The following is a 15,253-nucleotide window of genomic DNA, read 5'->3' as shown; positions in this document are numbered from 1 at the left end:
GCTCCGCGGCACGGCGCCGCCGGCCCCGGAATCCGTGGATTCCGTACGGCTGCGCCGACCACGGACGACCGAGGACGAGGGTGACGACGATGACGGCGACAGTGCTGACGGCGGCCGGGACGACGGCGGTCGGGACGGCGGCGGCGGGGGACGGGCCCCGGCCGCTCGCCGGGAAGGTGGCGCTGGTGACCGGCGGCAGCCGGGGGATCGGCCGGGCGATCGCGCTGCGGCTGGCCGCCGACGGCGCGGCGGTGGCCCTGACCTACCGGACCGGGCGGGACCGGGCCGGGCAGGTCGTCGGGGAGATCGAGTGGGCCGGCGGGCAGGCCTGGGCGGTACGGGCCGACAGCGGTGACGCGCAGGAGGTGCGGTCCTCGGTGGCCGGCACCGCCGACCGGTTCGGGCGGCTGGACATCCTGGTGAACAACGCGGGCATCGGGGTGCTGGGACCGTTCGAGAGCCTCTCCCTCGACGAGGTCGACCGGGTGCTGTGGACCAACATCCGGGCGCCGTTCCTGGCGGCGCAGGCCGCCGCGGCGCATCTGGCCGAGGGCGGGCGGATACTGTCCATCGGCAGCTGCATGGCCGAGCGGGTCGCCTTCCCCGGCGGCACCCTCTACGCCACCAGCAAGGCCGCGCTCACCGGCCTGACCAAGACCCTGGCCAGGGAGCTGGGGCCGCGCGGCATCACCGCCAACCTCGTGCACCCGGGCCCCATCGACACCGACATGAACCCCGCCGACGGCGAGAGCGCGGCGATGCAGGCCGGGCTCACCGCGCTGGGGGCGTACGGCCGGGCCTCGGACGTGGCGGCGACCGTGGCCCATCTGGCGGGCGACGGCGGGCGGTACATCACGGGCGCCTCGATCGCGGTGGACGGCGGTTTCGCGGCCTGACCCGGCCGCGGCGGCGGGCGCCGGCCGGCCTCACAGCGAGGCGCGCAGCCACTGCTCCACGCTCGCGATGTGCACGGTCGCCCAGGCCCGCGCCGCCTCCGCGTCCCGGTCGCGCAGCGCGCCGAGGATCGCCCGGTGCTCGGTGAGGGTGCGGCTCACCGCGTCCTTCTGCGTCAGACCCCGCCAGACCCTGGCCCGGGTGGTCGGTCCGGACAGTCCGTCCAGCAGCGAGCAGAGCACGGAGTTGCCGGACGCCGCGACGATCCTGCGGTGGAAGTCCAGATCGCAGGCGACCAGCTCCTCGACCGAGGGGCTCGGTCCCAGCGCGTCCAACCGGTCCTCCAGGGCGTCCAGTTCCGCCGGTCCGATCCGTCCGGCCGCCATCGCCGTGGCGGCCGGCTCCAGTATCCGGCGGACGGCGAGGAACTCCAGCACCGTGTCGTCGCGGTGGAAGTCCACCACGAAACTCATGGCCTCCAGCAGGAGTTGCGGATCGAGGCTGGTGACGTAGGTGCCGTCGCCCTGGCGCACGTCCAGGATGCGGATGAGGGACAGCGCGCGCACCGCCTCACGCAGGGAGTTGCGGGACAGCCCCAGCTCGGCCGCCAGCTCGCTCTCCTTCGGCAGCCGGTCTCCCGGGCGCAGCGCCCCGGAGACGATCATGCCTTTGATCTTCTCGATGGCCTCGTCGGTGACCGCCATGCCGACCTCCCCGCCGCACCCGCCCGGATTCCGCCACAGACGTCCGATGTCTGGGCTCATTATGACCGGTCACTCCGCCCCAGCCGCTCCCGTACGCGGACCGGTCCTCCTCCGTGGCGGCGAAGCCGGACCACGGCGCGGTGCGCGCACGCCCCCGGAACGGCGATGGGGCGGCCCCGTGGACCGCCCCATCGTCACTCACCACACACGCCGTGCGGTGCCGTGGCCGTGCCTCGCACGGCCCGCCGGCGTCAGCCCGCCAGCATGTCCTTGACCCCGGCCCGGACGTCCTCCGTGTCGAGGCCCCGGATCGTCAGGGTGGTCCGGCGGCGCAGCACGTCGTCGACCGTCTCGGCCCACTCGTGGTCGCGGGCGTAGGCGACCTGCGCCCAGATCTCCGGCGCGTCCGGGTGGATGCGCTCGGCCAGCGCCGGGTTCTCGTTCGCCAGCCGGGCGATGTCGAAGGACAGCGAGCCGTAGTGGGTGGCGAGGTGCCGCGCGGTCTCCGGGGCCATCCGGGGACCGGGCGTACCGCCGTCGACGAGCAGCCGGTGCGCGACCGCGTTCGGGTTGGCGATACCGGGCAGCGGGAGCTTCTTGGGCAGCTGCGCGATCGGCTCCATGTCCTCGGCCAGCGGGTGGCCGGGCAGCGCGGCGAGCTTGTTCATGACCGTGCGGCCGATGTGCCGGAAGGTCGTCCACTTGCCGCCGGCGACCGACAGCATGCCGCCGCTGCCCTCGGTCACGACCGTCTCGCGCTTGGCCTTGGAGGTGTCGCCGGGGCCGCCGGGCAGCACCCGCAGACCCGCGAAGGAGTAGGTGATCAGATCGCGCGACAGCTGCTGGTCGCGGACGGAGAAGGCCGCCTCGTCCAGGATCTGGGCGGTGTCCTTCTCGGTGACCGAGACATCCGCCGGGTCGCCCTCGAACTCCTCGTCCGTGGTGCCCAGCAGCAGCATGTCCTCCCAGGGGAGGGCGAAGGTGATGCGGTACTTGTCGATCGGGGTGGCCAGCGCGGCCTTCCAGGGCGCGGTCCGCTTGAGGACCAGGTGGGCGCCCTTCGACAGCCGGATGGACGGGGCCGCGTTCGCGTCCTCCATCTTGCGCAGGTGGTCCACCCACGGGCCGGTGGCGTTCAGCACCAGGCGGGCGTTGACGCCGAACTCCTCGCCCTCCACGCGGTCCTTGAGCTCCGCACCGGTGACCCGGCCCTGGGTGAAGCGCAGCCCGGTGACCTCGGCGTGGTTGAGGACCGTGGCGCCGGCCGCGGCCGCCGCACGGACGGTCATCAGGGCCATCCGGGAGTCGTTCATCTGGTCGTCGCCGTACACGGCGACGGCCTTGAGGTTGTCCGTCCGCAGCTCCGGCACGTCGCGCTGCGCCTTGGCCGGGGATATGACATGGCCGACGCCGTCGCCGAACGCGGACAGCGCCGAGTAGGCGAAGACGCCCGCGCCCAGCTTGGCCGCGCCGTGCGGGCCGCCCTTGTAGACGGGCAGGTAGAAGGTCAGGGGGTTGGCGAGGTGCGGTGCGACCTGGCGGGACACCGCACGCCGCTCGAAGTGGTTCTCCGCCACCAGCTTGACCGCGCCGGTCTGCAGGTAGCGCAGACCGCCGTGGAGCAGCTTGGAGGAGGCGGAGGAGGTGGCGCCGGCGAAGTCACCGGCGTCCACCAGGGCAACCCGCAGTCCGGCCTGGGCGGCGTGCCAGGCGGTGGAGATGCCCAGGATGCCGCCGCCGATCACCAGGAGGTCGTACGTCGCCTTGGAAAGCTGCTCCCGAGTCTCGGCGCGGCTCGCGTGCGAACCACTGGCCGGGTGCGTCCCGAGTGCCGGGACGCTCTGCAGGGTGCTCATGTTTACTCCTCGTCCTCGATCCAGCCCATGGTCCGCTCGACGGCCTTGAGCCAGCTCTTGTACTCGCGGTCACGGGTGGCCGCATCCATCCGGGGGGTCCATTCGGCGGCCCGGCGCCAGTTGGCGCGCAGCTCGTCGGTGCTGGACCAGAAGCCGACGGCCAGTCCGGCCGCGTAGGCAGCGCCGAGGCAGGTGGTCTCGGCGACCATCGGGCGCACCACGGGGGCGTCCAGGAAGTCCGAGATGGTCTGCATCAGCAGGTTGTTGGAGGTCATACCGCCGTCGACCTTGAGCGCGGTCAGCTCGACGCCGGAGTCCTTGGTCATGGCGTCGGTGATCTCGCGGGTCTGCCAGGCGGTGGCCTCAAGTACGGCGCGGGCGATGTGCGCCTTGGTGACGTAGCGGGTCAGGCCCGCGATGACACCGCGCGCGTCCGAGCGCCAGTAGGGGGCGAACAGGCCGGAGAAGGCCGGCACGAAGTACGCGCCGCCGTTGTCCTCGACCGTGCTGGCCAGGGTCTCGATCTCGGCCGCGCTGTTGATGAGCCCCATCTGGTCGCGCATCCACTGGACGAGCGAGCCGGTGACGGCGATGGAGCCTTCCAGGGCGTAGACCGGCTGCTGGTCGCCGATGCGGTAGCCGACCGTGGTCAGCAGCCCGTTGTAGGAGTTCACCGGCTCGTGGCCGGTGTTCATCAGCATGAAGGTGCCGGTGCCGTACGTGGACTTGGCCTCGCCCTGCTCGAAGCAGGTCTGCCCGAACAGCGCGGCCTGCTGGTCACCGAGCGCCGAGGCGACCGGCACACCGGCCAGCACACCGCCGGTGGCGTGGCCGTAGACCTCGGCGGACGACTTGATCTCCGGCAGCACGGCGGCCGGGATCTCCATCGACGTGAGGATCTTCGGGTCCCACTCCAGGCGGTGGAGGTTCATCAGCATGGTGCGCGAGGCGTTGGTGACGTCGGTGACGTGCACGCCGCCGTCGACACCGCCGGTCAGGTTCCAGATGACCCAGGAGTCCATGGTGCCGAAGAGGATGTCGCCGCGCTCGGCGCGCTCCCGCAGGCCCTCGACGTTGTCGAGCAGCCAGCGGATCTTCGGGCCCGCGAAGTACGAGGCCAGGGGCAGGCCGGTCTCGCGGCGGAAGCGGTCCTGGCCGACGTTGCGGCCGAGCTCCTTGCAGAGCGCGTCGGTGCGGGTGTCCTGCCAGACGATGGCGTTGTGGACCGGCTCACCGGTGACGCGGTCCCACAGGACGGTGGTCTCACGCTGGTTGGTGATACCGATCGCCTTGACGTCGGCGGAGGTGAGCCCGGCCTTGTGGACGGCGCTGTCGACGACCTGCTGGACGTTGTTCCAGATCTCGGTGGCGTCGTGCTCCACCCAGCCCGGCTTCGGGAAGATCTGCTCGTGCTCCTTCTGGTCGACCGAGACGATCCGGCCGTCCTTGTCGAAGACGATGCAGCGGCTGGACGTGGTGCCCTGGTCGATGGCCGCGATGAACGGGCCGTTGCCGTGCGAGGAGGTGCTGGGGGTGTCGCTCATGGGTTTGCTCCAAGAAGTCTGTGCGGGCGGAGTCGGGCGGACCGGCGGCTCAGGCGAACGCCACCTGGTAGATGCCTCCGGCGAGGGCTCCGCCGATGAGCGGGCCGACGACCGGAATCCAGGCGTAGCCCCAGTCTGAACCGCCCTTGTTCCGCAGCGGCAGCATCGCGTGCACGAGGCGCGGACCGAGGTCGCGGACCGGGTTGATGGCGTACCCGGTCGGACCGCCCAGCGACAGACCGATACCGGTGACGACCAGCGCGACCAGCAGGGTGCCGATGACGCCGACGCCCTTTCCGTTGTCGCTCAGTCCGAGCGTGAGGATCGACAGCACCAGCACGACGGTGGCGATGATCTCGGTGAGCAGGTTCTGCGCCACGTTCCGGATCTCCGGACCGGTGGAGAAGATGCCGAGGACCGGTCCCGCCTTCGGCGCGGCCGACTGGTCGACCATGCCCTCCTCGCCGGTGTGGTCGGCCAGGACCTCGGGGTCACTCAGATGGGCCTGGAACTGCCCGAGGTAGGTGACCCACACGAGCACCGCGCCGATCATGGCGCCGAGCATCTCGCCGGCGAAGTAGACCGGCACCTGGTTCCACTCGATGCCGCCCTTGATGGCGACGCCGATGGTGACCGCGGGGTTGAGGTGTGCGCCGGACTTCGCGGCGATGTAGGCACCCGTGAGGACGGCGAAGCCCCACCCGAAGGCGATGGCGACCCATCCGGCGTTGAACGCCTTGGAGCGCTTGAATGTGACGGCGGCGCAGACGCCACCGCCGAGCAAGATCAGAACAGCGGTACCGATGGTCTCGCTGATGAAGATGTCGGAGCTGGACACCCGCGACTCCTTTGTCCTTCGTCCAGGGGAAGGCGGACCCCGGGTCCCGTCCGGTGGTCCGCGCCCTCCTAGAGGGCGGTGGTCGGCCCGCGGCAATGCCCCACCATAGCGAATATTGCCGTTAGGTGTTCGACAATGCCGACCGACGAACGGCAGTTTTGTTCACCGGTAGAACCCCGTCAAGGGTTCCGTGGCGAAAAACTTAGGTGAACTTATGGGGTGAATCCGGTCAGAATCGCCCTGCGCCAAGATCACGGGACACCGCCCGTGCGCAATCCCTCACAGCGGCGATGATTTCCGGCCGCAGCTCGCCCTCCTGGCAGACCCGCTCCACCGCGCCCGTGACCCCCACCGCACCCACCGGCATCCGCCGCCGGTCGTGGATCGGCGCGGCCACCGAGGCCACCCCCTCCCAGGTCTCCTCCACGTCCGCCGACCAGCCGCGCGCCCGGGTCAGGTCCAGCAGCCCCTCGATCTCCCCCAGCCCGGTCACCGTGCGCGGGGTGAACGCCTCCCGCTCCGCCTCGACGACCTCGCTGTGCGCCACCGGGTCGTACGCCGAGAGCACCTTGCCCAGCGCCGTGCTGTGCAGCGGCTGCATCGCGCCCACCTCCAGCACCTGCCGGCTGTCGTCCGGCCGGAAGACGTGGTGGACGATCAGCACGCCCTGCTGGTGCAGCACGCCCAGATAGACCGCCTCCCCGCTGGAGCGGGCCAGGTCGTCGGTCCATACGAGGGCGCGGGCGCGCAGCTCGTGCACGTCCAGGTAGCTGTTGCCCAGCCGCAGCAGCTCCGCGCCCAGCTGGTAGCGGCCGGAGGCGCTGTCCTGCTCGACGAAGCCCTCCTGCTGCAGCGTGCGCAGGATGCCGTGGGCGGTGCCCTTGGCCAGTCCCAGCGAGGAGGAGATGTCGGAGAGCCCCAGCCGCCGTTCCCCTCCTGCGAGCAGCCGCAGCATCGCTGCGGCGCGCTCCAGCGACTGGATGGTGCGTGCCATCGGGCAACCTCCGGAAGTATGCGGTTCGACAATGCTGAACGATATCGGCCCATGCCGACTCTCGTCAGCGATCTGGCGACACTTGATAAACGCACCGGAGTCTGCCAACGATCATGGGCCGTGCAGGCAGGGGGGTGGTGCGGTGCTGTCCACGGCGTGAAACGGGGAACACGTGTACCGGACCGGCAGCTACGCTGGCCGGGTGCGCCCTCTGAAGGAGGGTGCAAAGCCGACAGCCGTCGCAACCACGGGAGCATCTCCATGGCCTCGAATACGCCCACGTCCCACAGCACGTCCCGCGCCACCTCACTCCGGGAGGCCATGGCCTCGCGGGTCGTGGTCGCCGACGGAGCGATGGGCACCATGCTGCAGGCGCAAGATCCGTCCATGGAGGACTTCCAGCAGCTGGAGGGCTGCAACGAGATCCTCAACGTCACCCGGCCCGACATCGTGCGGTCGGTGCACGCGGAGTACTTCGAGGTCGGCGTCGACTGCGTGGAGACCAACACCTTCGGCGCGAACTTCGCCGCGCTGGCGGAGTACGACATCCCCGAGCGGGTCTTCGAGCTGTCGGAGTCCGGCGCCCGCATCGCCCGCGAGGTCGCCGACGAGTTCACCGCCTCGACCGGGCAGCAGCGCTATGTGCTCGGCTCGATGGGCCCGGGCACCAAGCTTCCGACGCTGGGCCACGCCCCGTACGTCACCCTGCGCGACGCCTACCAGCAGAACGCCGAGGGCATGATCGCCGGCGGTGCGGACGCGCTCCTGGTGGAGACCACCCAGGACCTGCTGCAGACCAAGGCCGCCATCCTCGGCGCCCGCCGCGCGCTGAAGGTGACGGGGGCCGATCTGCCGGTGATCTGCTCGGTCACCGTCGAGACGACCGGCACGATGCTGCTGGGCTCGGAGATCGGCGCGGCGCTGACGGCGCTGGAGCCGCTGGGCATCGACATGATCGGCCTGAACTGCGCCACCGGCCCGGCCGAGATGAGCGAGCATCTGCGCTACCTGGCCCGCCACTCCCGTGTCCCGATCGCCTGCATGCCCAACGCGGGCCTGCCGGTGCTGGGCAAGGACGGCGCGCACTACCCGCTGACCGCCACCGAGCTGGCCGACGCCCAGGAGACCTTCGTCGGTGAGTACGGCCTGTCGCTGGTCGGCGGCTGCTGCGGTACCACCCCCGAGCATCTGCGCCAGGTCGTCGAGCGGGTCCGCGGGCTCGCCCCGACGCCGCGCCGGCCGCGCCCCGAGCCGGGCGCCGCCTCGCTCTACCAGACGGTGCCCTTCCGCCAGGACACCTCCTACCTCGCGATCGGCGAGCGGACCAACGCCAACGGCTCGAAGAAGTTCCGTGAGGCGATGCTGGAGGGGCGCTGGGACGACTGTGTGGAGATGGCCCGCGACCAGATCCGCGAGGGCGCCCACATGCTCGACCTGTGCGTCGACTACGTCGGCCGGGACGGCGTCGCCGACATGGAGGAGCTGGCCGGCCGGTTCGCCACCGCCTCCACCCTGCCCGTGGTGCTGGACTCCACGGAGCTGAACGTCATCCAGGCCGGCCTGGAGAAGCTCGGCGGCCGCGCGGTCATCAACTCCGTCAACTACGAGGACGGCGACGGGCCCGAGTCGCGGTTCGCGCAGGTCACGGCGCTGGCTGCGGAGCACGGTGCGGCGCTGATCGCGCTGACCATCGACGAGGAGGGCCAGGCCCGGACCGTCGAGCACAAGGTCGCCATCGCCGAGCGGCTGATCGAGGACCTGACCGGCAACTGGGGCATCCATGAGTGCGACATCCTCATCGACTGTCTGACCTTCACGATCTGCACCGGCCAGGAGGAGTCCCGCAAGGACGGCATCGCCACCATCGAGGCGATCCGGGAGCTGAAGAAGCGTCACCCGGACGTCCAGACGACCCTGGGCCTGTCGAACATCTCCTTCGGTCTGAACCCGGCCGCGCGGATCGTGCTGAACTCCGTGTTCCTGGACGAGTGCGTCAAGGCCGGCCTGGACTCCGCGATCGTGCACGCGAGCAAGATCCTGCCGATCGCACGCCTGGAGGAGGAGCAGGTCAAGACCGCCCTCGACCTGGTCTACGACCGCCGCAGCGAGGGCTATGACCCGCTGCAGAAGCTGATGGAGCTGTTCGAGGGCGCCACCGCCAAGTCGCTGAAGGCCGGCAAGGCCGAGGAACTGGCCGCGCTGCCGCTGGACGAGCGTCTCCAGCGCCGCATCATCGACGGGGAGAAGAACGGCCTGGAGGCCGACCTCGACGAGGCGCTCCAGGAACGCCCCGCGCTCGCCATCGTCAACGAGACCCTCCTGGAGGGCATGAAGGTCGTCGGTGAGCTGTTCGGCTCCGGCCAGATGCAGCTGCCGTTCGTGCTCCAGTCCGCCGAGGTCATGAAGGGCGCGGTGGCCTACCTGGAGCCGCACATGGAGAAGTCCGACGACGAGGGCAAGGGCACCATCGTGCTGGCCACCGTCCGCGGCGACGTCCATGACATCGGCAAGAACCTCGTCGACATCATCCTGTCCAACAACGGCTACAACGTCGTCAACCTCGGCATCAAGCAGCCGGTTTCGGCGATCCTGGAGGCCGCCGAGGAGCACAAGGCCGACGTCATCGGGATGTCCGGACTCCTGGTCAAGTCCACGGTGATCATGAAGGAGAACCTGGAGGAGCTCAACCAGCGCAAGATGGCGGCCGACTTCCCCGTCATCCTGGGCGGCGCCGCCCTCACCCGCGCCTACGTCGAGCAGGACCTGCACGAGATCTACGAGGGCGAGGTCCGCTACGCCCGCGACGCCTTCGAGGGCCTGCGCCTGATGGACGCCCTGATCGCCGTCAAGCGCGGGGTGCCCGGCGCGACCCTCCCCGAACTCAAGCAGCGCCGGGTGCCCAAGCGGGACACCGCCCTGCCGGAGACCGAGGAGCCCGAGGGCGCGGTGCGCTCCGACGTGGCCGTCGACAACCCCGTCCCGGCGCCGCCGTTCTGGGGCACCCGGGTCGTCAAGGGCATCCACCTCGCCGACTACGCCTCCTGGCTGGACGAGGGCGCGCTGTTCAAGGGCCAGTGGGGCCTCAAGCAGGCCCGCACCGGCGAGGGGCCGACGTACGAGGAGCTGGTGGAGACCGAGGGCCGCCCCCGCCTGCGCGGCTGGCTCGACAAGCTCCAGACCGAGAACCTGCTCGAAGCCGCCGTCGTGCACGGTTACTTCCCCTGCGTCTCCAAGGGCGACGACCTGATCCTGCTGCACGAGGACGGCACCGAGCGCACCCGCTTCACCTTCCCCCGCCAGCGCCGCGGCCGCCGGCTGTGCCTGGCCGACTACTTCCGCCCGGAGGAGTCCGGCGAGACCGACGTCGTCGGCCTCCAGGTCGTCACCGTCGGCTCGAAGATCGGCGGCGCCACCGCCGAGCTCTTCGAGGCCAACTCCTACCGCGACTACCTCGAACTGCACGGCCTGTCCGTCCAGTTGGCCGAGGCGCTGGCCGAGTACTGGCACGCCCGGGTCCGCGCCGAGCTGGGCTTCGCCGGGGAGGACCCCGCCGACGTCGAGGACATGTTCGCGCTCAAGTACCGCGGCGCGCGCTTCTCGCTGGGCTACGGCGCCTGCCCCGACCTGGAGGACCGCGCCAAGATCGCCGACCTGCTCCAGCCGGAGCGGATCGGGGTCGAGCTGTCCGAGGAGTTCCAGCTCCACCCCGAGCAGTCCACCGACGCCATCGTCATCCACCACCCGGAAGCCAAGTACTTCAACGCCCGGTAGCGGGCGGACGCCCGCCGGAGCCCACGGGGTGCGTCCCCTCACGGACGCACCCTGTGGTCATCCGCGGTCGCTCCGTGTGAGCACGCGCCAGGGCCGTCCCGGGACAGGCCCCGGACGGCCCTGACCTGTGGCGCCGCGCATTCCGGCGCATACCGTCGTACACTTATCGGTCCGGTGGCGGCCGGTCGTATCCCCAGCCGGGGATGGCGACCGGCCCTTTCGTCCCTTCGGGGGCGTCGTAACGGAGGTGGATGGATGACCAGCAGCATCCCCGCAGTCGGCACCCGCACGGCCGAAGCCGCGACCCTCCAGGCCGTGTTCCTCGATCTGGACGGCACCCTCGTCGACACCGAGGGCTTCTGGTGGGAGGCGGAGGCGGAGGTCTTCGCCGAACTCGGGCACATCCTCGACGACGCGCACCGCGAGGTCGTGGTGGGCGGCCCGATGTCCCGCAGCGCCGGCTATCTGATTCAGGTCACCGGAGTCGACATCAGCCTGACCGAGCTGAGCGTGCTGCTCAACGCCGCCTTCCTGGCCCGTGTCGGACGTGGTGTCCCACTGATGCCCGGCGCCCGCCGGCTGCTGGCCGAACTGGCCGCCCACGGCGTGCCCGCCGCGCTGGTCTCCGCCTCGCACCGCGCCGTCGTCGACCAGATGCTGCACTCACTCGGCCCGGAGAACTTCCGGCTGACCCTGGCGGGCGACGACCTGGAGCGCACCAAGCCGCACCCCGACCCGTATCTGACGGCCGCCGCACGGCTCGGGGTGGACCCGGAGTGCTGTGCGGTCATCGAGGACACCCTGACCGGGGTGACGGCGGGCGAGGCGGCGGGCTGCCCGGTCGTCGCGGTGCCCTCGGTGACGCCGATCCCGCCGGCGCTGGGGCGCACGGTCGTCCGTTCGCTGGAAGAAGTCGATCTGCCATTTCTCCGGACGCTCATCACGGAAAGCCGGGGCACCGTGCACTGAGCGTGCTCCGGGAAAGGCGCCGGGAACCGAGGGGAGCGGCCCGCTCATTTTCCGTGACGAATACAGTGACTGAATTGTTGCTTCGCCATGGACCCTTGAACGCGTGACGTTTCTCACGTGCCGGGCCGTCGACAGCGGGCCCCACGGGTGCTCCAGGGGGCCTCCGAGGTGCTTTCCGCGGGGGTAAGTGTCCGGATTGGTGGAGCAACAGGTGAATCGTTCCGCCGTCCGGATATCGATCAGCTTGCCATCGTTATCCAGGTGCCATATCGAGACAACTCCTTTGTGTCTCAGTGCGGCTGGCCGTTCCTACTAATGTCGACGCGAGCAACACCTCTGCGCTGATAAGGAACCTGCCCACGATGAATCGCAAGACCCTGGTGCTGCCGGCGCTGGCCGGTCTCCTCGCCCCCGTCCTCGCCGCCTGTGGCGGCACGGACGGCGCCGGCGAGGGCGTCGATCCGATCGTGGTGGGCGTCGCCACCCCCATCGAGGCGACGAAGGCGGCCCCCGCGCCGCTCGACCCGTCGCAGGCCTACGACGTCGACGCGTGGAACATCATGCGGAGCACGCTGCAGACGCTGATGCGGCTGCCCCGCTCCGGTACCGCTCCGGTGCCCGAGGCCGCCGAGTCCTGCGGGTTCCGCGACACCCAGAACGAGCAGTACCGCTGCACCCTGCGCGACGGCCTGAAGTTCTCGAACGGTCATGCCCTGACCGCGCAGGACGTCAAGTTCTCCATCGAGCGCATGCTGGCCATCAACAACACCAACGGTCCGGTCTCGTTGCTCGACGGCGTCGACAAGGTCGAGACGCCCAGCGACAGCGAGGTGGTCTTCCACCTCAAGAAGCCTGACGCCACCTTCCCGCAGAAGCTCACCACGCCCGCGGCGGCCATCGTCGACCCCGAGGTGTACCCCAAGGGCCGCCTCCGCAGCGGGTTCGACGTGGTCGGCTCCGGCCCGTACACCCTCAAGACGGAGCGTAAGAACAACCGCATCACCAAGGCCTTCTTCACCAAGAACCCCACCTACAAGGGCGGGGTGAAGGCGAAGAACGAAAAGGTCGAGATGCGCTTCTTCAGCGACTCCGTCACGACGGAGCGGGCGCTGCGCAAGGGCAGCATCGACGTGATGAACCGCGGTCTGGCGCCCGACCAGATCAAGGGTCTGCAGGGCGCCCGCGACAAGGGCATCACGCTCCAGGAGATGCCGGGCCAGGAGATCCGCTACCTCGCCTTCAACACGAAGGACCCGGCGGTCTCCGACAAAGCCGTGCGGCGCGCGATGGCGCAGCTCGTCAACCGCTCGGACCTGGTGCGGAACGTCTACGACTACACCGGCGTCCCGCTCTTCTCGATGGTGCCCACCGGCCTCACCGGCCACATCAACTCGTTCTTCAACAAGTACGGGAACCCCAACGCCGCGGCCGCCCGCAAGACCCTGCAGCAGGCGAACATCACCACTCCGGTGAAGTTCACGCTCACGTACACCACGAACCACTACGGCTCCAGCACCGGCAAGGAAGTCCGTGCGCTGCAGGGCCAGCTCAACCGCACCAAGCTCTTCGACGTGAGCATCAAGGGTGTCGACAGCTGGCAGCAGTTCCGCACCGACGCCCTGGACGGCAAGTACTCCGTCTACAACATGGGCTGGTTCCCGGACATCCCGGACGCCGACAACTACATCGCGCCGTTCATCGGCAAGCAGAACTTCCTCGGCTCCCCCTACCGCAACGGCAAGATCGAGTCGCAGCTCATCCCGTCCAGCCGCCAGCAGTCCGACCGCAACGCCGCGGGCGCCGACTTCAAGCAGGCACAGGACATCATCGCCGACGACGTACCGCTCATCCCGCTGTGGCAGGGCAAGCAGTACGTCGCCGCCCGTGATGACATCACCGGCCTCGAGTGGGCCCTCAACTCCGCCTCGGGGCTGCAGATCTGGGAGCTCAGCCGCGGCGTCGCGGACTGAGCCGGCGGATGCGACCCCCGCAGCACACCACCACCGCCGCGGCCTCCCCGCCGCGGCCCGACAGGCATGACCCAGAACGTGAGGACCGTTTAGTGAGGAAGCGTGACCAGTGGCTGGCTGCCCCGATCGGGGCGGGGCTGACCACAGCTCTGCTCGCGGTCGCCGGGTGCGGCACGGACGACTCGGGAGCGGCCGGCAACGGCGAACCCGTGGTCATGGGAATGACGGACAAGGTCGTCTCCACCGACCCCGCTGCCGGTTACGAGCCCGGCTCCTGGCTGTTGTTCAACAACGTCTTCCAGTCCCTGCTGAGCTTCCCCAAGGGAGGCACCACCCCCGAGCCGGAGGCCGCCGAGCGCTGCGGCTTCACCGACCGGGACAGCAAGGTCTACCGCTGCACCCTGAAGGACGGCCTCACCTTCAGCAACGGCGACAAGCTGACGTCCAAGGACGTCAAGTACTCCTTCGACCGCACCCGGCGCATCAAGGACAAGAACGGCCCCGCCGTGATGTTCTCCGCGCTCGACAAGGTCGAGACCCCGGACTCCAAGACCGTGGTCTTCCGGCTGAAGTCGCCCGACGCGACCTTCCCCATGAAGATCGCCTCGGGTGCCGGCTCCATCGTCGACCACGCCGAGTACCCCGCCGACCGGCTGCGCACCGACGGCAAGGCCGTCGGCTCCGGCGTCTACACCCTCAAGGACTACGGCTCCCAGAAGGCCGTCTTCGCCGTCAACGGCTCCTACAAGGGCCCGGCCAAGGTCAAGAACTCCGGCATGACCGTGAAGTTCTTCAACCACCCCGACAAGCTCAAGACGGCCGTCGAGAAGGGCGACGTCGATGTCGCCTACCGCGGTCTGTCCATGAAGGACATCGCGGCACTCGACAACGCCTCGCTGGAGCAGCAGAACGGCACCCAGGTCGTCGAGGGCGCCAGCGCCGAGGTCATGCACCTGGTCTTCAACCTCAAGGACCCGGTCGCCGGCAAGCAGGGCGTCCGCAAGGCGATCGCCTACCTCCTGGACCGCTCCACCCTCGTCCGGGACGTCTACCAGCGCACCGCGGTGCCGCTGTACTCCATCGTCCCGGCCGGCATCACCGGCCACAGCACCTCCTTCTTCAACACCTACGGCGACCGCCCGAAGCCCGACAAGGCGAAGGACGCGCTGCGCTCCGCCGGCTTCAACGGCAAGGTGCCGCTCACGCTGTGGGCCACCCCCGACCGCTACGGCCCCGGCACCGTCCCGGCCTTCGAGGAGATCGCCCAACAGCTCAACGCCAGCGGGCTGTTCAACGCCAAGGTGCGCACCCTGCCCACCAAGGAGTACGAACAGGGCATGGCCGACGGCAAGTTCGGCGCCTACGTCAAGGGCTGGATACCCGACTATCCGGACCCCGACAACTTCACCGCGCCGTTCTTCGGCAAGGACAGTGTGGTGGCCAACAACTACAGCTCGCCCACCATCACCGGCCGGCTGCTGCCCAAGACGGCCGACCAGCCGAACCGCGGCGCCACCAAGGACCAGTTCCGGGAGCTGCAGGACATCGTCGCCGAGGACGTGCCGATGATCCCGATCTGGCAGGGCAAGCAGTACGCGGTGGCCCGCGACGGGGTCTCCGGCCTGGAATGGACCCTGGACCCCTCGACCGTGTTCCGCTTCTGGGAGATCAGCAAGGCGACCGAGGCCTGATCCCGGCAGCACGGCGGGGCCG

General features: G+C 69.8%; 10 protein-coding genes. 5 read left to right on the top strand and 5 right to left on the bottom strand.

Going from position 1 to position 15,253, the window contains the following annotated elements:
- Window positions 1-89: 89 nt before the first annotated feature.
- Window positions 90-896, top strand: a complete 807-nt coding sequence (locus ACWC9R_RS14720; protein WP_450731664.1) for an SDR family oxidoreductase — start codon at window positions 90-92, stop codon at window positions 894-896.
- Window positions 897-926: 30 nt separating this feature from the next.
- Here ACWC9R_RS14720 and ACWC9R_RS14715 read toward each other — a convergent pair whose 3' ends face one another.
- The 5 genes from ACWC9R_RS14715 to ACWC9R_RS14695 form a co-directional block, all read right to left on the bottom strand.
- Complete coding sequence (locus ACWC9R_RS14715) at window positions 927-1,598, bottom strand: FadR/GntR family transcriptional regulator (RefSeq protein WP_450731662.1); 672 nt, start codon at window positions 1,596-1,598, stop codon at window positions 927-929.
- A 251-nt stretch (window positions 1,599-1,849) separates the two neighbouring features.
- Window positions 1,850-3,454, bottom strand: a complete 1,605-nt coding sequence (locus tag ACWC9R_RS14710; protein ID WP_450731660.1) for an FAD-dependent oxidoreductase — start codon at window positions 3,452-3,454, stop codon at window positions 1,850-1,852.
- A 2-nt stretch (window positions 3,455-3,456) separates the two neighbouring features.
- Window positions 3,457-4,998: a glycerol kinase GlpK gene (glpK, locus tag ACWC9R_RS14705; RefSeq protein WP_450731658.1), complete on the bottom strand. Its 1,542-nt coding sequence runs from the start codon at window positions 4,996-4,998 to the stop codon at window positions 3,457-3,459.
- 49 nt (window positions 4,999-5,047) lie between these two features.
- Window positions 5,048-5,836, bottom strand: coding sequence for an MIP/aquaporin family protein (locus ACWC9R_RS14700; RefSeq protein ID WP_450731657.1), 789 nt, complete (start codon window positions 5,834-5,836; stop codon window positions 5,048-5,050).
- 229 nt (window positions 5,837-6,065) lie between these two features.
- Window positions 6,066-6,830: an IclR family transcriptional regulator gene (locus ACWC9R_RS14695; protein WP_362607966.1), complete on the bottom strand. Its 765-nt coding sequence runs from the start codon at window positions 6,828-6,830 to the stop codon at window positions 6,066-6,068.
- A gap of 261 nt (window positions 6,831-7,091) precedes the next feature.
- Between ACWC9R_RS14695 and metH the strand changes: the two genes are divergently transcribed.
- The 4 genes from metH to ACWC9R_RS14675 all read left to right on the top strand — a co-directional run bounded on the left by metH (window position 7,092) and on the right by ACWC9R_RS14675 (window position 15,231).
- Window positions 7,092-10,601 carry a methionine synthase gene (gene metH, locus ACWC9R_RS14690; protein WP_450731654.1) on the top strand — a complete coding sequence of 1,170 codons (3,510 nt, stop codon included), beginning with the start codon at window positions 7,092-7,094 and terminating at the stop codon, window positions 10,599-10,601.
- Between the two features lie 255 nt (window positions 10,602-10,856).
- On the top strand, window positions 10,857-11,570 hold the full coding sequence (locus ACWC9R_RS14685) for an HAD family hydrolase (protein ID WP_450731653.1): 714 nt from the start codon (window positions 10,857-10,859) through the stop codon (window positions 11,568-11,570).
- 362 nt (window positions 11,571-11,932) lie between these two features.
- On the top strand, window positions 11,933-13,540 hold the full coding sequence (locus tag ACWC9R_RS14680; RefSeq protein ID WP_450731652.1) for an ABC transporter substrate-binding protein: 1,608 nt from the start codon (window positions 11,933-11,935) through the stop codon (window positions 13,538-13,540).
- A 92-nt stretch (window positions 13,541-13,632) separates the two neighbouring features.
- Window positions 13,633-15,231, top strand: coding sequence for an ABC transporter substrate-binding protein (locus tag ACWC9R_RS14675; protein WP_450731651.1), 1,599 nt, complete (start codon window positions 13,633-13,635; stop codon window positions 15,229-15,231).
- The last annotated feature ends 22 nt before the right edge of the window (window positions 15,232-15,253 follow it).

Source organism: Streptomyces sp. NPDC001219 (assembly GCF_053597915.1).
The sequence above is the reverse complement of the archived record's forward strand: the minus strand, read 5'-3'. Positions and strand labels throughout refer to the sequence as shown.

Bases quoted from the DNA above. Each gene is read 5' to 3' on its own strand.
- ACWC9R_RS14720 (WP_450731664.1), top strand. From the start codon at position 90: ATGACGGCGACAGTGCTGACGGCGGCCGGGACGACGGCGGTCGGGACG.
- ACWC9R_RS14715 (WP_450731662.1), bottom strand. From the start codon at position 1,598: ATGGCGGTCACCGACGAGGCCATCGAGAAGATCAAAGGCATGATCGTC.
- ACWC9R_RS14710 (WP_450731660.1), bottom strand. From the start codon at position 3,454: ATGAGCACCCTGCAGAGCGTCCCGGCACTCGGGACGCACCCGGCCAGT.
- glpK (WP_450731658.1), bottom strand. From the start codon at position 4,998: ATGAGCGACACCCCCAGCACCTCCTCGCACGGCAACGGCCCGTTCATC.
- ACWC9R_RS14695 (WP_362607966.1), bottom strand. From the start codon at position 6,830: ATGGCACGCACCATCCAGTCGCTGGAGCGCGCCGCAGCGATGCTGCGG.
- metH (WP_450731654.1), top strand. From the start codon at position 7,092: ATGGCCTCGAATACGCCCACGTCCCACAGCACGTCCCGCGCCACCTCA.
- ACWC9R_RS14685 (WP_450731653.1), top strand. From the start codon at position 10,857: ATGACCAGCAGCATCCCCGCAGTCGGCACCCGCACGGCCGAAGCCGCG.
- ACWC9R_RS14680 (WP_450731652.1), top strand. From the start codon at position 11,933: ATGAATCGCAAGACCCTGGTGCTGCCGGCGCTGGCCGGTCTCCTCGCC.